General features: G+C 60.7%; 22 protein-coding genes. 18 read left to right on the top strand and 4 right to left on the bottom strand.

What is annotated here, in order from left to right:
• Nucleotides 1-39: 39 nt before the first annotated feature.
• The gene (locus L901_RS03260; RefSeq protein WP_020808888.1) at nucleotides 40-1,110 is read right to left on the bottom strand and encodes an LLM class flavin-dependent oxidoreductase; all 1,071 of its coding nucleotides are present in this window, start codon (nucleotides 1,108-1,110) and stop codon (nucleotides 40-42) included.
• 398 nt (nucleotides 1,111-1,508) lie between these two features.
• Here L901_RS03260 and L901_RS03255 point away from each other — a divergent pair, with 398 nt between their 5' ends.
• The 7 genes from L901_RS03255 to L901_RS03225 all read left to right on the top strand — a co-directional run bounded on the left by L901_RS03255 (nucleotide 1,509) and on the right by L901_RS03225 (nucleotide 8,035).
• Nucleotides 1,509-2,111, top strand: coding sequence for an alpha/beta hydrolase (locus L901_RS03255; protein ID WP_059753426.1), 603 nt, complete (start codon nucleotides 1,509-1,511; stop codon nucleotides 2,109-2,111).
• 262 nt (nucleotides 2,112-2,373) lie between these two features.
• Nucleotides 2,374-3,303, top strand: coding sequence for a sulfurtransferase (locus tag L901_RS03250; RefSeq protein ID WP_059753424.1), 930 nt, complete (start codon nucleotides 2,374-2,376; stop codon nucleotides 3,301-3,303).
• A gap of 78 nt (nucleotides 3,304-3,381) precedes the next feature.
• Complete coding sequence (locus L901_RS03245; protein WP_059753422.1) at nucleotides 3,382-4,563, top strand: YeeE/YedE family protein; 1,182 nt, start codon at nucleotides 3,382-3,384, stop codon at nucleotides 4,561-4,563.
• 207 nt (nucleotides 4,564-4,770) lie between these two features.
• Entirely contained in the window at nucleotides 4,771-4,968 is a 198-nt protein-coding gene (locus L901_RS27315; RefSeq protein ID WP_003524684.1) for a hypothetical protein, read from the top strand.
• Nucleotides 4,969-5,135: 167 nt separating this feature from the next.
• Nucleotides 5,136-6,305 carry an FMNH2-dependent alkanesulfonate monooxygenase gene (gene ssuD / locus L901_RS03235; RefSeq protein WP_059753420.1) on the top strand — a complete coding sequence of 390 codons (1,170 nt, stop codon included), beginning with the start codon at nucleotides 5,136-5,138 and terminating at the stop codon, nucleotides 6,303-6,305.
• A gap of 189 nt (nucleotides 6,306-6,494) precedes the next feature.
• Complete coding sequence (locus tag L901_RS03230; protein ID WP_003524682.1) at nucleotides 6,495-7,040, top strand: flavin reductase family protein; 546 nt, start codon at nucleotides 6,495-6,497, stop codon at nucleotides 7,038-7,040.
• A gap of 50 nt (nucleotides 7,041-7,090) precedes the next feature.
• Entirely contained in the window at nucleotides 7,091-8,035 is a 945-nt protein-coding gene (locus L901_RS03225; RefSeq protein WP_059753417.1) for an acyl-CoA dehydrogenase family protein, read from the top strand.
• Between the two features lie 31 nt (nucleotides 8,036-8,066).
• Here L901_RS03225 and L901_RS03220 read toward each other — a convergent pair whose 3' ends face one another.
• Nucleotides 8,067-8,516, bottom strand: a complete 450-nt coding sequence (locus L901_RS03220) for an Rrf2 family transcriptional regulator (RefSeq protein ID WP_059753414.1) — start codon at nucleotides 8,514-8,516, stop codon at nucleotides 8,067-8,069.
• Between the two features lie 302 nt (nucleotides 8,517-8,818).
• Here L901_RS03220 and L901_RS03215 point away from each other — a divergent pair, with 302 nt between their 5' ends.
• The 7 genes from L901_RS03215 to L901_RS03180 all read left to right on the top strand — a co-directional run bounded on the left by L901_RS03215 (nucleotide 8,819) and on the right by L901_RS03180 (nucleotide 16,892).
• A complete protein-coding gene (locus tag L901_RS03215; protein ID WP_059753412.1) occupies nucleotides 8,819-9,823 on the top strand; it encodes an LLM class flavin-dependent oxidoreductase in 1,005 nt (334 codons plus the stop codon).
• A 22-nt stretch (nucleotides 9,824-9,845) separates the two neighbouring features.
• Nucleotides 9,846-11,186: an LLM class flavin-dependent oxidoreductase gene (locus L901_RS03210; protein WP_059753409.1), complete on the top strand. Its 1,341-nt coding sequence runs from the start codon at nucleotides 9,846-9,848 to the stop codon at nucleotides 11,184-11,186.
• A gap of 82 nt (nucleotides 11,187-11,268) precedes the next feature.
• Entirely contained in the window at nucleotides 11,269-12,456 is a 1,188-nt protein-coding gene (locus L901_RS03205; protein WP_020812197.1) for a M20 aminoacylase family protein, read from the top strand.
• 21 nt (nucleotides 12,457-12,477) lie between these two features.
• The gene (locus tag L901_RS03200; RefSeq protein WP_059753407.1) at nucleotides 12,478-13,032 is read left to right on the top strand and encodes a GNAT family N-acetyltransferase; all 555 of its coding nucleotides are present in this window, start codon (nucleotides 12,478-12,480) and stop codon (nucleotides 13,030-13,032) included.
• Between the two features lie 13 nt (nucleotides 13,033-13,045).
• Complete coding sequence (locus L901_RS27875) at nucleotides 13,046-14,851, top strand: amino acid ABC transporter permease/ATP-binding protein (RefSeq protein WP_082710445.1); 1,806 nt, start codon at nucleotides 13,046-13,048, stop codon at nucleotides 14,849-14,851.
• A gap of 23 nt (nucleotides 14,852-14,874) precedes the next feature.
• On the top strand, nucleotides 14,875-15,813 hold the full coding sequence (locus L901_RS03185) for an ABC transporter substrate-binding protein (RefSeq protein WP_059753404.1): 939 nt from the start codon (nucleotides 14,875-14,877) through the stop codon (nucleotides 15,811-15,813).
• A 143-nt stretch (nucleotides 15,814-15,956) separates the two neighbouring features.
• Nucleotides 15,957-16,892, top strand: coding sequence for an ABC transporter substrate-binding protein (locus L901_RS03180; RefSeq protein WP_059753403.1), 936 nt, complete (start codon nucleotides 15,957-15,959; stop codon nucleotides 16,890-16,892).
• 39 nt (nucleotides 16,893-16,931) lie between these two features.
• Here L901_RS03180 and L901_RS03175 read toward each other — a convergent pair whose 3' ends face one another.
• Complete coding sequence (locus L901_RS03175; protein ID WP_245289581.1) at nucleotides 16,932-17,855, bottom strand: LysR family transcriptional regulator; 924 nt, start codon at nucleotides 17,853-17,855, stop codon at nucleotides 16,932-16,934.
• A gap of 140 nt (nucleotides 17,856-17,995) precedes the next feature.
• Here L901_RS03175 and L901_RS03170 point away from each other — a divergent pair, with 140 nt between their 5' ends.
• From L901_RS03170 to L901_RS03160, 3 genes are read left to right on the top strand one after another with little or no spacing between them, the layout of a single operon-like run.
• The gene (locus tag L901_RS03170) at nucleotides 17,996-18,307 is read left to right on the top strand and encodes a (2Fe-2S)-binding protein (RefSeq protein WP_059753398.1); all 312 of its coding nucleotides are present in this window, start codon (nucleotides 17,996-17,998) and stop codon (nucleotides 18,305-18,307) included.
• Nucleotides 18,286-19,668, top strand: a complete 1,383-nt coding sequence (locus L901_RS03165; RefSeq protein WP_059753395.1) for an NAD(P)/FAD-dependent oxidoreductase — start codon at nucleotides 18,286-18,288, stop codon at nucleotides 19,666-19,668. Before L901_RS03170 ends, L901_RS03165 begins: the two co-directional genes overlap by 22 nt.
• On the top strand, nucleotides 19,661-20,812 hold the full coding sequence (locus L901_RS03160) for an FAD-binding oxidoreductase (protein WP_059753392.1): 1,152 nt from the start codon (nucleotides 19,661-19,663) through the stop codon (nucleotides 20,810-20,812). Before L901_RS03165 ends, L901_RS03160 begins: the two co-directional genes overlap by 8 nt.
• Nucleotides 20,813-20,819: 7 nt before the next feature.
• Here L901_RS03160 and L901_RS03155 read toward each other — a convergent pair whose 3' ends face one another.
• Nucleotides 20,820-22,145, bottom strand: a complete 1,326-nt coding sequence (locus L901_RS03155; protein WP_059753390.1) for an FAD-binding oxidoreductase — start codon at nucleotides 22,143-22,145, stop codon at nucleotides 20,820-20,822.
• 230 nt (nucleotides 22,146-22,375) lie between these two features.
• Here L901_RS03155 and L901_RS03150 point away from each other — a divergent pair, with 230 nt between their 5' ends.
• On the top strand, nucleotides 22,376-22,852 hold the full coding sequence (locus L901_RS03150; RefSeq protein ID WP_003506856.1) for an Lrp/AsnC family transcriptional regulator: 477 nt from the start codon (nucleotides 22,376-22,378) through the stop codon (nucleotides 22,850-22,852).
• Nucleotides 22,853-22,912: the final 60 nt, after the last annotated feature.

Below are 22,912 nucleotides of genomic sequence, written 5' to 3'. Positions count from 1 at the left end.
CTTGTCCGAGGCGGGCCGCCCATCTTCAAGCCACGCCCATCAATCCCGCAGCAGCGGCAGCAAGCTGTCGCCCTGCCGTTCGATTTCCTTGAGATAGGGCGTGTCGGAAAGCACAAAATGGCTGATGCCCAGCGCGCGGTATTTGCGCAGTGACGCGGCGACATCTTCCGCCGAACCGACAAGCCATGTGGTTCCGGCCCCGCCGCCGCCGAATTTGCCCGGCGCGGTATAGAGATTGTCGTCCAGTACGTCGCTCTGACGGTGCAAATCCAGCAGGCGGCGCTGGCCGACCGCCACGGCCTGAAGATGGTCGTTCCAGCGTACGCCATTGTTTGCGGCCATCTCGGCAACTTTCGCTTCCGCATCGCGCCATGCCTCGGCCGTGGTTTCTCGCACCAGCGTGGTGATCCGCAGGCCGAATTGCAGCGGCGGCAGATCGCGGCCGAGCTTTTCGCTGAAGTTTCTCAGCCGCTCGATCCTTTCACGCACGCCGGCGAGCGGTTCTCCCCAGAAAAGCTGCACGTCGGCCTCGGTTGCGGCAACCTGCTCGGCTGCTTCGGAAGCGCCGCCGAAATAGAGTTTGGGATGCGGCCGGCCTTCGCGCACGGCGATGCGCGGCGAAACGGTGGAGTTCGTGACCCGGAAATGATCGCCATTAAAAGTGACGTTCTCCTCGGTCCAGAGCCGCCGCACCAGCCGCATGAATTCTTTCGTGCGGGCATAACGCTGCGCCTGATCGCCTTCTTCATCGCCATAGGCGGCAAGCTCATCCCTGCCGGAAACGATGTTGATCCGAACTCGACCGCCGGAAAGCTGGTCGAGCGTGGCGGCGGCGGATGCGAGGTTGGCAGGCTTCCAGTAGCCGGGACGAATAGCGATCAGCGGCTCGAATGTGGTGGTGCGGGCCGCAAGCGCCGCCGCCACCGTAAATGTATCCGGACGTCCCCAGCCGGTGCCGATCAGCGCGCCTTTCCAGCCATGGGTTTCAAGCGCCCTGGCATGGCTCGTCAATGTATCGAGACTGTTGTGGTCTTCGCTGACGGCGTCGCCCCGGTGGCCGGGTTTGACGTCGTTGGGAATGTACCAGAGAAATTCGCTTGTGCTGCTCACATTATCCGCCTGAATTTTTGTTTTATGGTGCGGTGGGTGGCCCTGCTGACGTTTGGCCTTCACCACTTGGGCCTACGGGAGGCGCAAACCTCCGCAGGTGCGAGAATGGCAAAGCGGCGGCGGCCCGGCGAAGCAGCGACGTTTCTTTTGTCATGCGGCGGAGGAAAAGCTTTCCGTCTGGAAAGACTATATTGCACATATTTTCTATATAAAAAATTTGAGGAAATGATTCCCTCTGGTCGACATTATCTGCATCGCTGAGAACGCATTTTCTGCATGATCGAAATTGTCTGGATCGATTTTTCGCGAGGCTTCGAAAGGTGAGCAAGGCAATAGTCGACGGAAATCGCGAAATTCACCATGCTTGCGACATACCGCCCACAACCCATGGAGCAGGCATGTGTACCACCTTGATTGTCCCTGGCCTGAATGGTTCGGATGAAGGACATTGGCAACGGCACTGGTTGCTGGATGATCCCGACTCGCGGCTGGTCGATCAGGACAATTGGCAATGCCCGGTTCTCGAGGACTGGCTCGATCGTCTCGAGGTCGCGCTGGCGACAGTCGAAAGCGCTTATATCGTCGCCCACAGCCTCGGTTGCCTGCTGGTGGCGAATATGGCCTCTCGCCCCTCGGCCGCCAAAATCAAGGGCGCGCTTCTGGTCGCACCCGCCCATCTCGACCGCGTTGAGGCGATGCATCCCTGTATCGTCCGGTTCGGCGCGTTTCCGCAGCAACCGCTTGCGTTTCCCAGCCTCGTCGTGGGCAGCATGAACGATCCCTATATGGATTGCGAAGAGCTCGCGCGCAGTGCGAGCCTGTGGGGGAGCGATCTCATCAATCTCGGCGCCGTCGGACATATCAATATTGCCAGCGGCTACGGACGATGGCCTGAGGGTTATGCTCTTCTCCAACGGTTGAAGGCAGAGGACGCGCCTGCAAAGGCGGTGGCCGGATCGAGGCTGCGCAGATTGACTGCCCTGGGCGACGCGCATTTTTAGAGAAAGGCCGGGGCTTTCCAGCCTCCTTGCCGAATGGGATGAGTGCGGGTTGGTTGATCGCTTCTTTTGTTTTTGGCATCATTTACAACCTTTGGGCGCTTTATTGGCGATTTTTACCGATGGAATTTTGAATTTCGCCTGAAGATTGTTTTTGAGTGGCCGCATTTATTTTCCATAAAAAATATAGAAAAGCATTTCTTCGCGCCGGTCGGTTTTGCCGTCACCTTTCATTGGTCATCAAATTAGGGAAAGGGGTAAGGAAATGTCCAGGATCAAGCTTGTAACGTCGGCTCTCGGCGGGTTGTTTTTGTCGACGGTATCGTTGGCCACGGCTGGGGCTTCGGAAGCGCTGGTGACGGCCGACTGGCTGAAGGAAAATCTCGACAATCCGAAAGTTCGGGTCTTTGAAGTCAGCGTCGATACGGGCGTCTATGAGCGCGGGCATATTCCCGGTGCGGTGAACCTCAACTGGCATACGGATCTCGTCGACAAGGAAAAACGCGACATTGCCGCGCGCGACAATTTCCAGTCCCTGCTGCAGAAGGCGGGCGTGGGTGACGATACGACGATCGTTCTATATGGCGATAACAACAACTGGTTTGCCGCCTGGGGGGCGTGGATTTTCGAAACCTACGGTCTGGGCGACCGGGTGAAATTGCTGGATGGCGGCCGCAAGCTCTGGGAAGCGCAGGGACTGCCTTTCGACACATCCGCACCCGCAAAGGCCGAAACGAAACTGAAGCTTGCCGAGCCCGACACCTCGGTCCGGGCGCGCTTTGTGGACGTGGTTGCGGTGGCCGAGGGCAAGCACAACATCAAGCTGGTGGATATCCGCTCGGCGGATGAATATTCCGGCAAGATTTTCGCGCCGGATGGCGTCAAGGAACTGTCCGTCCGGGCCGGCCACATCCCCGGCGCCGTCAATGTTCCGTGGGGCACAATCGTCAATAAGGATGGAACCTTCAAATCGGCCGAAGAGATCAAGGCGATCTATGCCGAGAAGGGCGTCGACGGCTCGGCTCCCATCATCACCTATTGCCGCATCGGCGAGCGTTCCAGCCACACCTGGTTCGCGCTGAAAAAGATCCTCGGTTACGACGTCCGCAATTATGACGGTTCCTGGACCGAGTACGGAAATGCGGTCGGTGTGCCGATCAGCAATCCGACGGGAACGGTCTGGACGGGCAAATAAGCCTTAGCTGCCTTCATCCGTGAGCCGGCGCGTCGGGTGGCGCGCCGGCATCCTTTTTTCCGACATTGCCGGTATTCCATGCGCTCGACCCTTTCCCGCCTCGTGGCGCTTGCCATCTTATGTGCCGTGACGGTTGCTGCTTATCGAGTGGAGCTGCTTGAGAACGGCAGGCCGCTTGCATTTTCCCTTCTGGCCGGGGCCGCTTTCGGCATCGTGATGCAGCGCGGACGGTTCTGCTTTCTCTGCAATTTTCGTGACTTCATCGACGGCAGGCGTTCGGACGGTGTTGTGGCCATTCTCGTCGCCCTGCTGGCGGGGGTGGTGTTTTACCAGATCGTCACCGCAGCGTGGATGCCGGTGCCGCAACCCGGCCGCCTGCCGCCCAATGCGCATATCGGCCCCGTCGGCTGGATTCTGGCGGTGGCGGCGACCGTCTTCGGTTTCGGCGCAGCGCTCTCCGGCTCCTGCCTGTCAGGGCATTTTTACCGGCTGGGCGAGGGGGCTTTCGGTTCCGTGCTTGCCATAGTGGGAGCGGGGGTCGGCTTCCTGCTGGCGTTTCTCAGCTGGAATTTTCTCTATACGGTCAGCGTTTTTGACGATCTGCCCATCTGGTTACCGCATCATCTGGGATACGGCCCGGCGCTGCTGATTGCCTGCACTGTGTTGACCGTTCTGATCCTTCTCGTTCTGTTTTTCGATAAAACCGTCCCCGCTTCTGCGACCGCGGCCCCGGAAAACCGGCTGCAACAGGCATTCCGAAGCGTCTTCATCGACCGCTGGCCGCCCGTCGTCACAGGGGTTCTCGTCGCGGCCATCAGCGCCTTTTCCTATTTCCGTGTCGCACCGCTCGGGGTGACGGCCGAACTTGGCAGCATCGTCAGAACGGCAGGGGCTGCGGCGGGTTGGGTGCCGGAAACGCTTGCGGGGCTCGACACGGTGCGGGGATGCATCAGTGCCGTTAAAACGACGATCCTGTCGCCGAACGGCCTCTTCGTTTCGGGACTGATATTTGCAAGTCTCGCGTCTGCGCTTTCATCAGGAAAATTTCAGCCCGCATGGCCTTCCGCCGGTGGGTTGGCGACACGGTTTGCCGGTGGCGTGCTGATGGGCTGGGGCGGTATGACCGCGCTTGGCTGCACAATTGGCGTGCTGCTGTCGGGCATCCATGCGGGCGCGCTTTCCGGCTGGGTATTTCTTGTTTTTTGCGGTTTGGGCGCATTTGCCGGCCTTTTTCTCAAGCGCCGGTTTGCCTTGCCGTGAGGCCGGACACCTGAAAATCACCGCTGTCGCCAGATGAAGCGGCGATGGCTCCATATCGGCGGCCGGAAACGGATTTTTTTCCGCCGCCGCAACCTTAGTCCACATTTGCCGGCGATCCTCCAATTATAGAATAGTAATTTTATGGAAAATATTGACGATTTCGGACGGTCGCCCGAGGATAAGGGGAGTTGAGCAAAGGAGGCGCACATGCCGCAGGGACTTCATGCGTTTACTTTCGATCTATTCGGTTTGACCCGGCGTCAGCCGCGGGAAGAGGAACAGGTCAGCCTTCATCCTCTGGATCATTCCGGACGCATCAGGCAGGAGAAAAGCGATCTCGAACTCGAACGGGAAGAGATTTGCGAAATGAATTTTGCGATGCTCGGCCTTTATCCGGTCTTCTGACGACCATCAGCGAGGGCTCCTTTTCCCTTCGAAGCGCGGTTTATCCGGGAGAGAAACTCTCCTCGCCGGATGGAAATTGGAACAAAATTTCTTAAACGTGCCGGGGAATTGGCTACCCTTTTATCATCAAGCGCATTGCCCGAGGGCAGATTGCAAAGGACCTGCCGATGAGCACATCCGATAAACCACTCGATTTTCTGTGGTTCATACCCACCTCAGGCGATGGCAGCTATCTCGGCTCGGATGATCTTTCGCGTCCTGCCGATCCTGGCTATTTTCGGGAAATAGCCCAGGCCGCCGATCGGCTCGGCTATTCAGGCGTGCTCATCCCCACCGGTGTCGCCTGCGAAGAATCCTTCATCCTTGCGGCCAATCTCGCTGCCTATACCGAAAAGCTGAAATTCCTCGTCGCCATCCGTCCGGGCGTCGCTTCGCCTGCCTATTATGCGCGGCTTGCTTCGACGCTCGATCGCGTTTCCCATGGCCGGCTGCTTCTCAACATCGTGGTTGGCGGCAGCGCGCAGGAATTGGCCGGTGACGGCATTTTCCTGCCGCATGACGAGCGTTACGATCACGCCGATGAGTTCTTCCAGGTGTTCAATTCGCTGATCGAAACCGGCAAGGGAAGCCTCGACGGCAAATATATCAAGGCAGTGGACGCGAAACTCGGGCTGCCGCCGGTGCAGGAACCGCGCCCGCCGCTTTATTTCGGCGGCTCTTCCGATGCCGGAATCGAGTTTTCAGCCGGTATCACCGACAAATATCTCACCTGGGGCGAGCCGCCGGCGCAGGTGGCGGAAAAAATCGCCAAGGTGCGCGCCGCCGCCGCCAAAAAGGGGCGCAAGGTTACCTTCGGCATCCGTCTGCATTTCATCGTGCGTGAAACCGACGAGGAAGCATGGGCCGATGCCGAGCGGCTGATCTCGAAGCTCTCCGACGAAACCATCGCATCCGCTCAGGAGGTCTTCTCCAGGGCTTCGGATTCCGTCGGACAGGCGAGAATGCAGGCGCTGCACAATGGCCGGCGCGACCGGCTGGAAGTCTCTCCGAATTTGTGGGCGGGCATCGGTCTCGTCCGTTCGGGTGCGGGCACGGCGCTGGTCGGTTCGCCGAAGACGGTGGCGACGCGGCTCAGGGAATATCAGGCGCTGGGCATCGATACCGTCATCGCCTCGGGTTATCCGCATCTGGAGGAAGCCTATCGGCTATCCGAACTGCTGTTTCCGGAAATCGGGCTTGGCGGGCCTCGCAACCAGATACGATCTTCTTTCGGCGCGAAACAGGTTTTCGGTGGCGGCGGTCATGGCGGCAACGTCAAGCTGGTGTCCGGATCCTGATCCATCGACGGGAGGCCACCTGTGCCTCCCACCTTTTCGGCAGATATCCTTGCGGCGGGACGAAATCAGGCGACGGCACATAAAACATTATTTCTATAGAATATTATCATTATGGAAAACGATGTCTATTTCACCCCCCGCCGCCGCTGCTAGCTATTGAACAATTCAGCTGTTTTCAGGAGCAACCCGATGACATTGCAATATGCGGCCAAGGATCAACAATTCATCAACCTCCGCGACCCGGTCGCCGGCAAGGCGGCGGATGCCGACAGCCTCAAGGCGGCGCTGAGAACGCTGGGCGGCGGTGTCAGCGTGATTACGGCGGGTGAGGGCGACGAACGAACGGGCGCGACCGTGACCTCGGCCACCGCTTTGTCGGTCGATCCGCCGCGCATTCTGGTGGCGCTCAACCGATCCTCATCCACATGGCCGGTGGTGCAGCGTTTCGGTCATCTCGCCGTCAACATCGTTGGGGCGAACCATCAGTTTGTCGCCAATCAGTTTGCCGGCATCGGCGGCCTGAAGGGTCCGGACCGGTATCGCGGTGCGGAATGGACACGGCTGTCGAGCGGTGCGCCCATTCTCGAAGATGCTGTTGCCGCGATCGATTGCACCATTGAAGAGACGATCGAACGGCACAGCCATGTCATCGTCATCGGCAAGGTGGAGGCGATCCGCATCGGCTCCGGCCATTCGCTGCTCTATCAAAACGGGCGTTATCATTCTCTGGACTGAGCGTCGGTCGTTCGGCGCTTTCACTTTGTCATTCTTTGAGGGAGTTGAGCATGGGATCCGTCACGCCTCTCGGCGAAAGACTTCGTTTCGTTCCTCCACGCCTCGGCGCGGATGTCGATGTGCTGACCGTTGCCCGGACGATCGCCGAAAACTGCGCCGTTGAAAGTCCCGGGCAAATCCAAGCGCGGATCGCCCGCTCCGGTCTTCTTGCTCTTTCCGTTCCAACGGAACTCGGCGGGGCGGACATCACCAATGATGTTCTCTCGCAGGCGCTCGCCATCATTTCCGCAGCCGATGCGGCGGCGGCGCATGATCTCGTCGAACATTTCACCGCGCTTGAATTCATCAGGAATGCGGGCAGCGAAGATCAGCGCAAGGCGCTCTTCGCCCGTCTCAATCTTGGCGAGACCTTCGCACTGGCAATATCTGCCGCGGATCTGGATCAGGCGGTTACGGTGACGGAAGACGACTATGCCCTGCGGCTTCCCGATGACGTTGCGGGGTCGGTGAGGGGCGACGCGGACTGGATCGTCGTGCCGGCCGTCAACACGGCCGGGCAGCCTTTGCTCGTCGTTCTGCGCAACCGCCCCAATACGTCATGGGAAGGTCTGTTACGCGCCGATCAGGTGGTGTTTCTGGCTCAGGGTGCCGGAAATCTGGCCGTTTCCGTTTCCACCCTTTTGAAAGCCGCCGTGGCTCTGGGGCAAAAGCAGCGTGAACTTTCGGCGCTGCTGATCGACAGGCTGGCCGGCGATGGCGCGGCGCGACCCGTGATAGGCGAAATATTTCTCGCCATCGAACTCCTGAAGGCGCAGATATCCAGCCTTGCGGCCAATATCGATGCGGCACAGGTGGGAGCGGAAAACGTCACCTTTCGCTCGGTTCGCAACAATGCCATCACGCTTGAAATCCTGATGGCACGCCTCGGTCTTGTCGAAGGCGTCAGTGAAGCCGGGCTGATCGCGTCGCTGGACGACGATCTGCGCAGGCAATAAGCAAAGCTCGAATGAAGGGCCGTGCGGAATCCTATTCGCCGGCCGGAATGGAGCGGGCGTTCTGCCCGTCCTTCGCCACGAATTGCGCAAGCGTCATATTGTCCAGAATGGTTGCGATGGCGTCACGCACGTCCGTCATCGAAACCCTGACCTGACAGGTCTCCGGATCATCGCAGTCGTCACAGGCTTCAAAGGCCGTGCGGCTTGCACAGCGGATGGGGGCCAGAGGTCCGTCCAGCGTGCGGATGACTTGCCCGATCATGATTTCGGATGGCATTTTCGACAGCGAATAACCGCCATTCGGACCCTTCTTGGAGCGCAGAATACCGCTATTGCGCAGCTCCAGAAGAATAGTATCCAGGAATTTTTTCGGGATATTGTTGCGGGTTGCAATTTCGGTCACGAAGGCGGTCTCGCCCTGGGGCAACCGCGCCAGATCGACAAGAGCCTTTAATCCGTATTTGCCTTTTTTGGTCAACATCGCATGATCCGAAAAGAGAGTCGGCACGTTTTACGGCGCCGGGCCATATTATTCCTAACTTACTAAGTAGTTTTTAGCGAATTCCGGCGCAAGCCCGTTTCGTCCGGGTTTGGCGCGGAAAACGGCTTGTTGCAGCCTTTTTGGGCCATTCCTTCGGCTTTACCGATGGCTTTGTCGGGGCTGGCTTCCGAAAACATCACTGAAAACAATATTTTCTCTGATCGCGCTGCAACGTGGAACGATCATCCTTTATTAGAATATAAAATCGGTAGACAAAGTATGCATCAAAGACACGCGAGGTGATGATGTATACGCTCAGTTTGCTGGACAAGAGCCCGGTTCCAACGGGTGAGGACGCGGCGAGTGCATTCCGCGACACGATCAATCTTGCCAGGCGCGCCGAAGAGCTGGGTTACCGCCGTTTCTGGGTGGCCGAACATCACAATTCGCCGGAGCTTGCTGGTTCCGCACCGGAAGCGCTGGTTGCGTGGATATTGGCGAAGACCTCCCACATCCGCGTCGGCTCGGGCGGCGTCATGTTGCAGCACTATAGCCCTTACAAGGTCGCCGAGGTTTTCAACGTGCTGTCGTCGCTCGCGCCCGGCCGGGTCGATCTTGGCGTCGGCAAGACACCGGGCGGGTTGCCGCTGGCGACGTCGGCCTTGCAGCAGGCCTATGACCCTGCCCGTAAACCGGATTTCGAAACGGCCTTCAGTGAACTCACCACGTTTCTATCCGGCGCCGCGCCGCAGGACCACGTACAGGCCGGGCTGCGGGCAACACCTGTACCGCCGGTCGCTGCGGAACGATTTTTGCTCGGCGCCAGCCCGGAAAGCGCAAGGCTTGCGGCTTCAAGGGGGTGGAATTTCGTCTTTGCCGGCCATCTCAATGGCGATGTGGAGGTTCTTCGCCGCAGCCTCTCGGCTTTCCGGGAAGAAAGCGGCGGAAGCGCTCCGATCCTTGCTTTGTCGGCTTTTGCGGCCAGTGACCCCGCCCATGCTGCGAGACAGGTGGAAGGTCAGCGCATCTACCGGGTATTCCTCAGCGACGGCCGGGCGTTCAACCTCGGCCGCCGAGAACAGGCGGAGGAATTCGCCCGCCAGTCCGGCGATACCGATTACCGCATCGAAGAGCGCAAGCCCAACGTCCTGCATGGCGGGCCGGAGGATATTCACAAGGCGCTTCGTGCGCTTTCCGAAGAGCACGGCATCGAGGAATTCATCATCGAGCCGCCGCATGTCGGGGCCGATCAGCGGCTTGCCTCGATAGAACTGCTTGCCACGCATCGCCTTTCCCGGGCGGCGTAATTTTCTCTGAGGAGGGAATGACATGACGAGAAAGAAAATCCGTTTCGGCATCATGCTTCAGGGCCCCGGCGGGCACATGAATGCCTGGCGGCACCCCAAAAGCCCGGTGGATGCCAGCGTCAATTTCGACTTCTTCAGGAAGACCGCGCTGAAGGCGGAAGCGGCGGGCATCGCCTTCGCTTTCGTGGCGGACGGGCTCTATATCAATGACAAGTCGATCCCGCATTTCCTCAACCGGTTCGAGCCGCTGACGATCCTTTCGGCGCTGGCCTCCGTGACCTCGAAGATCGGTCTCGCCGGCACCGTTTCGACCTCCTATAGCGACCCCTTCACTATTGCCCGCCAGTTCGCCTCGCTCGACCTCCTGAGTGGCGGCCGCGCCGGGTGGAATGCGGTCACGACACCGCTTGAAGGTACGGCGAAGAACTACAGCCGCAACCACCCCGAACATGCGCTGCGTTACGAGATTGCCGACGAATATCTCGAAGTGATCAAGGGCCTGTGGGATAGCTGGGACGACGACGCTTTCCTGCGCAACCGCGAGACGGGACAGTTCTTCGACCGCGCCAAACTCCACACACTCGGCCATAAGGGTCGTTTCTTCCAGGTGGAAGGCCCGCTCAATATCCAGCGTTCGCCGCAGGGGCAGCCGGTGGTGTTCCAGGCCGGCTCCTCCGATGCCGGCATCGGTCTTGCGGGCAAACATGCGGATGCCGTCTTCACCAATTCCGCTTCGCTGGAGGAAAACCAGACCTTCCTCAAGCGTGTGAAACAGAGCGCCGTCGCGCAGGGCCGGTCCGCTGGCGATGTGAAGATTTTCCCCGGCATCGGCCCGATTGTCGGCGAGACGCAGGAGGAAGCGGAGGCGAAATACGACGTCATTCGCAACCTCATCACCATCGAGGATGCGCTGGCCTATCTCGGCCGTTTCTTCGATCATCATGATTTCAGCGTCTATCCGCTGGATGAGCCTTTCCCCGAACTCGGCGAGATCGGCAAGAACAGTTTCCGCTCCACGACCGACCGCATCAAGCGGCGGGCAAAGGAAAAGAACCAGACGCTGCGCGAGGCGGCGCTGGAGGCAGCGACCCCGCGTGAAGGTTTTATCGGCACGCCGGACAAGGTGGCTGACGAAATCATCCGCTGGGTGGAGCACGATGCGGCCGATGGCTTCATTCTGGGCTTCCCGGTGATTGCCGAGGGACTGGACGATTTCGTCCGCCTCGTCATTCCGGTGCTGCAACGGCGCGGTTATTTCGATCCGCATCTGGAAGGGGCGACGCTGCGCGACCATCTCGGCCTGCCTTTCAGGGAAAGCGTCTATTCCCGCCGCGAAAACGGGTCGGACAAGGCCATCGCCTGAGCTTGCAGCCGGGCGGAGACGATTGCCGCCCGGTGCAGATTTCAAGACGCGGCGCGTAGCGAGCCGCGCAGGAGACAGAACCATGAATATCCGCATTGACGGCGCGCGTCCGCAGGACGACGCCGAACGGGGAATCCTTGCCTTCATCGAAGAGAGCATCGCCATCCGGCATGATCTCCACCGGCATCCGGAGCTTTCGCTCAAGGAGACGCGCACGGCGGCGCTCATTGCCCGTTATCTCCTGTCTTTCGGATACGAGGTGGCGGAGGGTGTCGGTGGTCACGGTGTCGTCGCCACGTTGAAGCGCGGTCATGGTGAAAAACGTCTCGGAATCCGCGCCGATATCGACGCCCTGCCTATTATCGAGGAAACCGGCCTTGCCTATGCCAGCCAGACGTCGGGCGTCATGCATGCCTGCGGTCATGATGGCCATACCACCATCCTGCTTTCAGCCGCCCGTTATCTTGCCGAAACATCGAATTTTTCCGGCACGCTGACACTGATCTTCCAACCGGCCGAGGAGATCGGTGCGGGTGCAAGGGCGATGATAAAGGACGGGCTGTTCGAGCGGTTTCCGGTCGATGCGGTCTTCGGCCTGCACAATTGGCCGGGTGTCGAAACCGGGCAGTTCGGCTTCGTCGAAGGTCCTGCCATGGCCTCCGTCGACAAGGCGAAGGTGCAGATCATCGGCAGGGGCGGGCATGGGGCGGCGCCGCATGAGACGGTCGATCCGGTTCTCGCCTCGGCAAGCTTCATCACCGCCCTGCAAAGCATCGTTTCGCGCAATGTCGATCCGCGCGAGATGGCGGTGCTGACGGTCGGCTCCATCCATGGCGGAACCGCCTCCAACGTCATTCCCGAGAGCGTTGAGCTGCAGATCACCGCCCGGGCCTTTTCGCCCGTCGTGCGTGACAGGCTGGAGGAGCGGCTTCCGGCGCTGGCCAGAGCGCAGGCGGAGAGTTTTGGCGCAAGGGCCGATGTCTCCTATTCCCGTGGTTTCCCTCCGGTCATCAATCACGCCCCGCAGACGGTCTTCGCCCGTGAGGTTGCCAAAAGGCATTTCCCGTCCGCGCAGATTGCCGAAGCGTTCCAGCCGCGCACTGCGAGCGAGGATTTTGCCTTCATGCTGCAGGAGCGGCCCGGCTCCTATCTCTTCGTCGGCAATGGCGACAGCGCGCCGCTGCACAGCCCCCACTATGATTTCAACGACGCGATCATCGCACCGGCAGCACGCTTCTGGGTGCGGCTGGCGGAAGCCTATCTCTCCTGACGCGAAAATTAGGACAAGGACATGAGCGACAGTTTTTTCTACACATCGGTCAAGGATCCGCTCGCAACGCCGCTTCTGGAGGAGTTGCTGTTTGAATATGACAGCCGTTACGGCACATTTTTCAACGCGGAAGGGGCGAAGGCCGAGCTGAACAAATATCCGCCGGAAGCCTTCAGCCCGCCATCGGGCAATTTCCTGCTGCTTTTGCGTGACGGTAAGGCGATCGCCGGCGGCGCCTTCATGCGCTACGACCACGAGACGGCCGAATTCAAGCGCGTCTGGACCCACTCGGCCCACCGCCGGCAGGGGCTTGCGAAAATCGTGCTCCGGGAACTGGAGCAGCAGGCGATCCGGCAGGGTTATGCCCGCGTTTATCTGACCACCGGCTTCCGTCAGCCGGAAGCGGTCGGTCTTTATCTCACCAATGGTTATCGCGCTTTGTTCGATACCGCGGCCGATCCCGAGACGATCCGGTCGTTGCCCTTCGAAAAATTTCTTTCCGACACGGCCACCTCCATCCCGGATGGTGCGCCAATAAAGGCCGCCCGGTCGCAACTCTCTCCGGTTCATCCCTGAAAGGCTTTCTCCGATGACAATAGCCTCCGATTTTCCGCATGTTGCGGTGAGCGAACAGAAGGGTGAGCCGGCCAGGCACGGCTACGCGCATTTTCGCGTCGTCCCCGCCCGCTATCCGCTGCGCACGGCGGGCACCGTGCTTGCGGTTCTCATCATTGCTGCCATCCTGCATTCCGTCTTCGGCAATCCCCGCTGGGGCTGGAACGTGTTTGCGGAATGGTTCTTTGCCGAACCGGTGCTTGTGGGGCTCGGCCGCACACTGCTGCTGACCGTGCTTGGCGCTTTCCTGGGTTTCGTGCTCGGCACGGTTCTGGCGCTCGCCCGTGTTTCGGGTTCGCCCCTGCTGGTTGCGATCTCCTGGACCTATATCTGGATATTCCGTTCCATTCCGCTGATCGTGCTTTTGCTGATCCTCAACAATCTCGGTTATCTCTACGAGACCGTGACGATCGGCGTGCCCTATACCGGCATCAATTTCTTCAGCTGGAATACGACGCAGCTCATGACACCCTTTGCCGCAGCGGTTCTGGGGCTGACATTGCATGCCGCGGCTTTCTCATCGGAAATCGTGCGTGGCGGCATCCTCTCGGTGGAACAGGGCCAGCTTGAAGCGGCCGCTTCCCTCGGCTTGCCGCGCCGCCGACAGTTTTCGCGGATCGTGCTGCCGCAGGCGATGCGAACCATTTTGCCAAATGGTTTCAACGAGATAATCCTGCTCGCAAAGGGCACGTCGCAGGTCTATATCCTCGCGCTGCCGGAGCTGTTCTATACGATCCAGATCATCTATCGCCGCAATCTGGAAGTGATCCCGCTGCTGATGGTCGCCACCGTCTGGTATCTGGTGATCCTGACCGCGCTTTCCATCGTTCAGCACCACATCGAACGGCACTTCTCGCGCGGCGCGTTGCGCAATCCGCCGCCCTCGCTGCTTGCCACGCTCTATCGCACATTCCTGCCGCGCAAGCCTTTGCCGGAAGCGGTGGAGACGCCAGCGCCCGCCATTGAAAGACCTGAACGACCGGCCGCCGCCAGGACGGGAAGTTTCCAGCTCGGCAATCGTGGCGGTTCGGTCAATATCCACGGCGTTTCCAAGTCCTTCGGAACACTGAAGGTGCTGGACGATGTCACGCTCTCCATTCCGGCAGGCAGCGTCACCACCATTCTCGGCCAGTCCGGCTCCGGCAAATCCACCTTGCTGCGCTCCATCAACCATCTGGAGCGTGTCGACGACGGCTTCATCGCCATCGACGGTGAACTGGTCGGATATCGCCAGAAAGGCGACACGCTTTATGAGCTGAAGGAAAAGGACATTCTGAAGCGCCGCGTCGAAGTGGGCATGGTGTTCCAGAGCTTCAACCTGTTTCCGCATCTGACGGCGCTTGAAAACATCGCCGAAGCGCCGGTCGTGGTTCGCGGCATATCGAAAGAACAGGCGGAAGCCGAGGCGCGCGATCTTCTGGCCCGTGTCGGTCTTGCCGAAAAGGCAGGCGCTTACCCCCGCCAGCTTTCCGGCGGGCAGCAGCAGCGCGTGGCGATTGCTCGGGCTCTGGCGCTGCGGCCGAAGGTGCTGCTCTTCGACGAGCCGACATCCGCGCTCGACCCGGAGCTGGTCAATGAGGTGCTGGATGTCATCGAGGAGCTGTCCCGCTCCGGCGTCACTCTCATCATCGTCACCCACGAAATCGGCTTTGCCCGCGAAGTCTCCGACAGGGTCGTCTTCATGGAACAGGGCCGCATTCTCGAAACGGGCACGCCGGAGAAAGTGTTCAACAAGCCGGACCACCCGCGCACGGCCGAATTTCTCGCAAAAGTTCTCTAATCAACAACAAAGGAAACACTCACATGGCATTTTCATCGAAATTATTGTCCCTGCTTGCCGGCGGTCTTTTCACCGCCACCGCTGCGCTCATCCCGGCCGCGCATGCGCAGGAGGTTGACCTGTCGCCCGAACAGAAGGGGCGGGTGCGCGCCGAAAAAGTGGAAGAGGCAATCAAGCTTCTGCCCGCCGGCCACAAGTTCATTGCCGACGGAAAGCTGACGGTCGCGACCGTTCCCTTCCGCCTGCCGCTGGTGGATTATGCGAGCGACACAAAGACGCCGATCGGCGTGGAGCCGGACATCGCCCAGCTGGTCGCCGACAGCCTTGGCCTTGAGCTGCAGCTTGTGCCCATCGCCTGGGCAGACTGGCCGCTCGGTCTTGCATCCGGCAAATATGACGCCGTTACTTCCAACATCACGGTGACGGAAGCTCGCAAGGAAAAGTTCGATTTTTCCAGCTACCGCAACGATCTGCTCGGCTTCTATGTCGGCAATAACAGCAAGGTCACATCAATCGGCAAGCCGGAGGATGTCGCAGGGCTGAAGGTCATCGTCGGAGCCGCCACCAATCAGGAGCAGATCCTGCTGAAATGGATCAAGGACAACAAGGCGAAGGGGCTTGCCGATACCGAGGTGCAATATTACGACGATCAGGCCGTGCTTGACGTCGCCCTGCAATCCGGCCGCGCGGATACCTATCTCGGCCCTAATGCGACCTCTGCCTTCCAGGCGGCAAGCCAGAAGAAGACGAAGCTTGTCGGCACCTTCTCCGGCGGCTGGCCGGAAGCGGCCGAGATCGCCGTCGCTTCGAAAAAGGACGCAGGCATAGCGGACGCCATCACCGCCGCGCTGAACGCCCAGATCAAGAACGGCAATTACGGCAAGGTTCTTGCCCGCTGGAATCTCGGTTCCGAAGCCATCACCGAATCCCGCACCAATCCGCCCGGCCTGCCCAAGAGCTGAGGCCAGATTTTCCAAAGGTTGAGTTGCCAAAAGCTGAGTTGCCAAAAAGCTGAGTTGAAGGTGGGACATCACTCAGCCGGTGGCGCGGGCATCCTCCCGCTCGCGCCACCTCCGTCCCGCAATCATCCTATCGGGAAACCACAATGACCTTCACCTCTCGTCTCGCCACGGCCACGCTCGGCGTCTTTCTCTCCATCGTCGGTCTTGGGTCGGCTTTCGCAACCGATGTCTTCGACCTGTCGCCGGATCAGCCCGGCCGCATCCGGGTTGAGAAAGACCCCGGCGCAATTGCCGCCGTTCCGAAGGATTTCAAATTCGTCACACCGGGCAAACTCACCGTCGCGGTCGCACCCGGCGGACCGCCGCTCGCGACCTATGCGACGGATGCAAAAACGGTGGTCGGTGCAGATCCCGATTATGCGCTTGCGGTGGCCGACAGCCTCGGCTTGGAGCTGGAACTGGTGGCGGTTGCCTGGGCGGACTGGCCGCTGGGGCTCGCCTCCGGCAAATACGATGCGGTGATCTCGAATGTGGGCGTTACCGAGCAGCGCAAGGAGAAGTTCGATTTCTCCACCTATCGTCAGGGCCTGCACGGATTTTTCGTCAAGGCAGACAGCGGCATAACCGCCATCCGCGAGCCGAAGGACGCGGCCGGCTTGAGGATCATCGTCGGCGCCGGCACCAATCAGGAGCGCATTCTGCTGAAATGGAGCGACGAAAACGTCGCCGCTGGATTGAAGCCGATCGAGCTGCAATATTACGATGATGAAGCGACCCGGCTTGTGGCGCTTTCAGCGGGGCGGGCGGATGTGATCGTTCAGCCGCATGCGCAGCTGGTCTTCATCGCCGCGCGCGACAAGACCATCAAGCGTGTCGGAACGCTCTCGGCCGGCTGGCCGGAGCGGTCAGATGTCGCCATCACCACCCGCAAGGGATCGGGACTGGCAGATGCGCTGACGCTTGCCACCAACGATCTGATCAAGAGCGGCGCCTACGCGAAGATTCTGGATCGCTGGCAGCTATCGGAAGAAGCCCTGCCGGAATCGCGGACCAACCCGCCCGGCCTGCCGAAAAGCTGACCGTTCGAACACATGCGGCGGACTGCAATACCCGCAGGCTCAGGCCTTGCGGGTATTGTTTTGTCCGTCAATTCTGCGCGGGAAGGGCGCGAAGAGCTTTCGCAATTCACCGACGAAGGGTTTGAAGAAGCGCGAGAGCGGCCGGGCCGTGTTGGTGGAAACGGCGACATTCATCGTCACTTCAGGCATGAAAGGGCGCACCGTCACCCCCTCGAAACTGTTCCAGCGCACCAGACCGTCGACAAGGGCGATGCCGATGCCGCCGCGTACCAGCGGCACGGCACCGACCGATGAGGTGACCTGCACCGAGACGTCCCGTATAAGCCCGTCGCGTTCGAAGACCTCGTTCAGCTGCGGGCCGATCTCGTCCGCATGGTTGCCATAGGAAATCAGCGGCCTGCCGGCGAGGTCGCGGGGCGTCACCGTCATCATTTCGGCCAGGGCATCATCATGCCGCATCACCGCCACGACCGGTACGGAGGCGAGGATTTCGCTGCGCACCGTCGGCGCCTGAATGGTGGAGAGCGTTACCGCAAAATCGATGTCGCCCAGCAGCAATTGTTCGGCAATCTCTTTTTTGGGCAGGGCGTTGAGGTGGATTTTGACGGTCGGATGCGCCTGCCGGAAGGCAAGCAGCGCCTCGGGCAGCACGGAATAGGTGACCGGCAGGCTTGCGCCGATGCGCAGAAGGCCGAGCTTGCGCTCGCCGATGGTGCGCGTCAGCTTTTTCAGAACCTCAAGTTCGCGAAAAACCCGGTCGGCATCCTCATAGATCAGATGCGCTTCCATCGTCGGCACCAGCCGCCCGCCGATGCGCTCGAACAGCTTGTAACCCAGCTGGCTTTCCAGATGGTGCAGCGCCTTGCTGACGCCGGGCTGGGAAACGGCAAGCGAATTGGCGGCCGCCGTCACGGAGCCGTCGCGCATGATGGCGCGGAAAATTTCAAGCTGTCGGGCGTTCATGGAAACCTCCAGCGTCATCTCTTCCATAACCCAAGGTTCTGTTCAAGCGACCATTTGCGATTGGCGGCAAACCTTCTGCCGTGGAAATCTGTGAGGGTGCAGGAGAGGTGCCTGCGAAGGTTTCGGGAAAGGAAACGCGGATGCTGGCCAGATTCAGGCGCATCGCCGAAGAGCGACGCGCGGCTTGCCCTGTCCTGATCGACGGCATGCCTGTCGAGGCGCTGGAGGGAGACACAGTGCTGACGGCGCTGATGCTCTCGCGCGGCTTTGCCCGTTTGTCCGAGTTCGCCGATGGCGAGCGGGCGGGGTTCTGCCTGATGGGCGCCTGTCAGGATTGCTGGGTCTGGACGGGTGAAGGCGAGCGGCTGCGCGCCTGTTCCACCGCCGTACTCCCGGGCATGGATATCAGAACCGAGGTTCCGGAGGGGTTATGGCAGATTTGCGCATCGTGATCGTGGGCGCCGGCCCCGCCGGTACGCGTGCCGCCGAGGCGTTGGTGCGGGCGGGGCTCCGCCCCGTCGTCATCGATGAGGGAGATCGCAGCGGCGGCCAGATCTATCGCCGCCAGCCGCAAAATTTCCGGCGTTCCTATACGGCCCTTTACGGCACGGAAGCGGATAAGGCGAAGGCTCTGCACGAGGCATTCGACGGGCTTTCAGACCACATCGATTACCGGCCGCAGACGCTGGCATGGGCAATCCGCGACAATCGCATTCATATTCAGCGCGCCGAGACAGCCGAAGCTCTCAATTTCGATGCCCTTATCATCGCATCGGGTGCGACCGACCGCATCATGCCTTTGCCGGGCTGGACGAGACCGGGATGTTTTTCGCTTGGCGCTGCGCAGATATCCCTGAAAGCGCAAGCCTGTGCGATAGGTCGGCGGGTGGTTTTTATGGGCACGGGACCGCTGCTTTATCTCGTGGCTTATCAATATATGAAGGCGGGTGCGGCCCCCGTGGCGGTGCTGGATACCACGCCGTTTTCCACGCAGATCAAGGGGCTGCCGGGGATGATGGCGCGGCCGGCGCAGCTCTTCAAGGGCATGCGGCTCGTTGGGGCGCTGTTGGCCGGCGGGGTAAGGATCGAGCGAGGCATTGTGCCGTTAGAGATTCTCGGTGACGCCGAGAGCGGCGTGACCGGTATCTGCTATCGGGATGCGTCCGGTGAGGAAAAACGCCTCGCCTGCGATGCGGTCGGTATGGGTTATCATCTGCGGGCGGAAAGCCAGCTTGCCGATCTTGCCGGTTGTCGCTTCTCCTTTCATCCGCTGATCCGGCAATGGTTGCCGGATGTGGACGATATGGGACGCAGTTCTGTGCCGAATGTCTATCTGGCGGGCGATGGCGCGCGTATTCTCGGTGCAGATGGTGCGGAAGCCTCCGGTCGGCTTGCCGCCTTCGCGCTCCTTGAGGATCAAGGCTTGAAGCCATCCCGCGTGGAGATCGGCCGCTGCCGGAAACAATTGAAAGCGACGAGACGCTTTGCGCAGGGAATGGCCCGAGCCTTCCCCTGGCCGCACCAGTTGGCGCAGGCGCTTGCCGACGACACGATCATCTGCCGCTGTGAGGTGGTAACGGCGGGCGAGTTACGCGCAAGCGTCACCGGCAAAGGTGCAACGGAAGTCAATCGCTCGAAAGCCTTCTCGCGGGCTGGCATGGGCCGGTGCCAGGGGCGATTCTGCGGGCAGGCGGGACAGGAGATTGTCGCCGCCGCCTGTGGTCTGCCGGTGGAATCGGCGGGACGGTTGCGCGGGCAGGCGCCGGTAAAACCCTTGCCGCTGGCGATTGCGAGGGGAGACGATGATGCGTAACACGCTTGCGGAGGCGGATGTCATTATTGTCGGCGGCGGCATTGTCGGAACCGCCACGGCGTTTTTCCTGCGGCAACGGGGCGTCAGCGTCATTCTGCTGGAGCGTTTCCTTGTCGGTCAGCAGGCGAGCGGCACCAATTTCGGCAATGTCCGCCGTCAGGGCCGTTACCTCGGGCAGCTTCCGCTCGCCAACAGATCGCGGGATATCTGGAGCCGTATCCCGCAACTGACCGGTGCGGATGTGGAATTCATGCCCGTCGGCCATATCCGGTTTCTCTGGACGGAAGAACAGATCGCCACGGTCGAGAAATACCGCGACGATGCCGCGCAATATGGTCTGGAGTTGCATATCCTCCCGCGCGAGGTCATCCGGCAGAAATTTCCCTTCATCGGGCCGGAAGCGGTTGCCGGATCATGGTCGCCGCATGACGGTCACGCCAATCCGCGCCTCGTCGCGCCCGCCTTTGCCCGTGCGGCGCGGCGGGACGGTGCAACAATCGTGGAAAATTGCGAGGTTCTGACCATCGAAAAGGCCGGTGAGGATTTCCGGGTGATGACGGCGGAAGGGGATTATCGCGCGCCCGTGGTGCTGGTCGCCAGCGGCGCATGGGGCGGCGGGTTTGCCGGCGCTTTGGGGGAGGCGGTGCCGCTGGAGGTTGCCGGCCCGCAAATGGGCGTGACGGAACCCTTGCCATGGTTCATTCACCCGGTCGTTGGCGTCTCCACCAAAATTCCCGGCGAAGTGATCTATATGCGGCAAATCCCGCGCGGAAACGTCATTTTCGGCGGGGTGAAACGATGCGCCGCCGCGCTGGACGAACGCCGGGCGAAATACGATCCCGCCGGGCTCGATGCCCAGCTGCGTCAGCTTCTGCGGCTGGCACCCGCCTTGCGCCATGCCCGGCTGATCCGCACCTGGTCCGGCGTGGAAGGCTATATGGCCGACGATCTGCCGGTCATGGGAGACAGTGCCGCAACCTCCGGCCTTTATTATGCCTTTGGCTTCAGCGGCCACGGTTTCCAGATCGGCCCGGGTGTCGGCGACGTGATGGCGGAGCTGATAGCGACCGGAAAGACCACGACGCCGATTGCGGATTTTCACATTGGCCGTTTCCGCCGCGGTGGGCCTGTCGCATCCCATTAAGGGAGGATCAGAAATCCGCGACCTTGCCCCAGGACGAATCAAGAAAACGGCTGGGGTGATAGGGGGCGGCATCGACGATCGGGTTCGAGCCCGTCACGATATCGGCGATCAGATGGCCGGCGCCCGGCCCTATGCCGAAACCGTGGCCGCTGAAGCCGGCGGCGAGGATGAAGCCGGGCAATTCGCTGGTTTCGCCGATGGCGGGCACACCATCGGGCGTGCTGTCGATGAAACCGGCCCAGGCGGCGGAAATCTGCGTTTTGCCGAGGGCGGGCAGAAGCTCCAGCGCCCTTCTATGGGTCTCGCGGATGGCGGCGGCGTTGGGTTTCGGGTCGAGAATACGAACCCGTTCCATCGGTGTCGGCGCATCGAGCCGCCAGCGTTTCAGCGTCTCGTGGCCGCCGCGAATGCCTTCCAGCCCGCCTGGCCGCAGGCTTCGCCAGCGCTTGAGGAACATCGGGATGAATTCACGGGCAAACCGCATCTGCTGCGCTGTCGGGTCGATGCGCCCCAGCCCGCTGATGGCGAGCGTGTAGCCGCCGTCTTTTCTCTTCGTTGCCGAAACGGCGGCGGTGTGCAGCGCATCCGGCAGCCCTTCCGCACCCGGAGTGACGGAGAGGATGGAAGAGCGGACAGAGGCCTGTGGGAAACGAATGCCGAGCTGCCGGCAAAAGGACGACGCCCAGGCCCCACCGGACATGATGGCGGTTTTGGTGCGGATCGTGCCTTTTTCGGTGACGACGGCGCTGACCCGGCCGCCTTCCGTCTCAAGCCCGCGTGCGGCGCAATTCTGATGCACCGTGCCGCCCAGCTTGATGATGGCGCGCGCCACTGCGGGCGCCGCCATGGAGGGGTCGGCCGTGCCGTCGGTCGGCGAAAATACGCCGCCCTTCCAGCGCTTTCCCGTGGATCGGCCGCGTTCGCTCGCCTCATCGGCGCTCAGCATATGGGTCGTCACCCCTGCGGTAATGGCAAAGTCGCGCCAGCGCGCCCAGCCGGCAAGTTCGGCCTCATTGTCGCTCAGGTAAAACAGCCCGCAGCGGCGAAAACCCGTGTCCTCACCGCTCTCTGCGCCAAACTCTTCCCAGAGCGCCAGGCTCTTGGTGGAAATCGGCAATTCGCGGGCGTCGCGGTTCTGCTGGCGGCACCAGCCCCAGTTGCGGCTGGATTGCTCCGCTCCGATCAGGCCTTTCTCGACCAGCGCCACTTTCAGGCCGCGCCGCGCAAGATAATAGGCGGCGAAGACACCGACGATGCCGCCGCCGATAATGACGGCGTCTGCGGATGTGGGCAGTTCCGGCGATGTCGTGATCTGTTGCAGCGGGGCGGGCATGGTCGGACTCCTTGTATTCGTCCTAATTTACCTCAGCCGGCGTGTAAACGCTGCCAGACTGGGCCTCTTGCCGGAATCTCCTGCTGTTGGGCGACGCCTCTGCAACTCTTTATGCTGCATCAAAAAAATATCCCCACGTCGACAGGGCTCGCCCATGTGGTAAGATTTCTTTTGCCGCGCCAGAATTTTATGCCGCGTGTTCCAAAAACAAAAAAGGGGTTCCGCACGTGATGAAACTTGACCGGATCGATATCAAGATCCTCTACGAATTGCAGAAAAACGGTCGCATCACCAATGTCGAGCTGGCGGAGCTTGTCAATCTGTCGCCAAGCCCCTGCCTGATGCGGGTGAAGAAGCTGCAGGCGGAAGGTTATATCGAGGGCTATTCGGCGCAGATCAACATCAACAAGCTCGGCCAGACGCTGACGGTGTTTACGGAAATCACGCTCAAGAACCATCGCCAGATCGATTTCGCCCGCTTCCTCGGCGTTGTCGAAAAGATCGACCAGGTGGTGGAATGCCACCTCGTTTCGGGCGGTTACGATTACCTGCTGAAATTCGTCACCTCTGGCATCGTCGAATACCAGTCGATCATGGAGCGGCTGACCGATATGGACGTGGGCATCGACAAATATTTCAGCTTCGTGGTGCTGAAATCGCCGATCATCAAATCGCATATGCCGCTGACCAGCCTGTTTCCGCTGTGAAATGGAGGGAGCGCCTCAGGCATCCGCAGACCGATGGATTTGGGAAGGCGTTGCATTCAC

Origin of the sequence: Agrobacterium sp. D14 (assembly GCF_001526505.1) — a bacterium.
In the GTDB taxonomy this organism is placed as follows: Bacteria; Pseudomonadota; Alphaproteobacteria; order Rhizobiales; family Rhizobiaceae; genus Agrobacterium; species Agrobacterium leguminum.
This window is presented reverse-complemented; position numbering and strand designations above follow the sequence as displayed.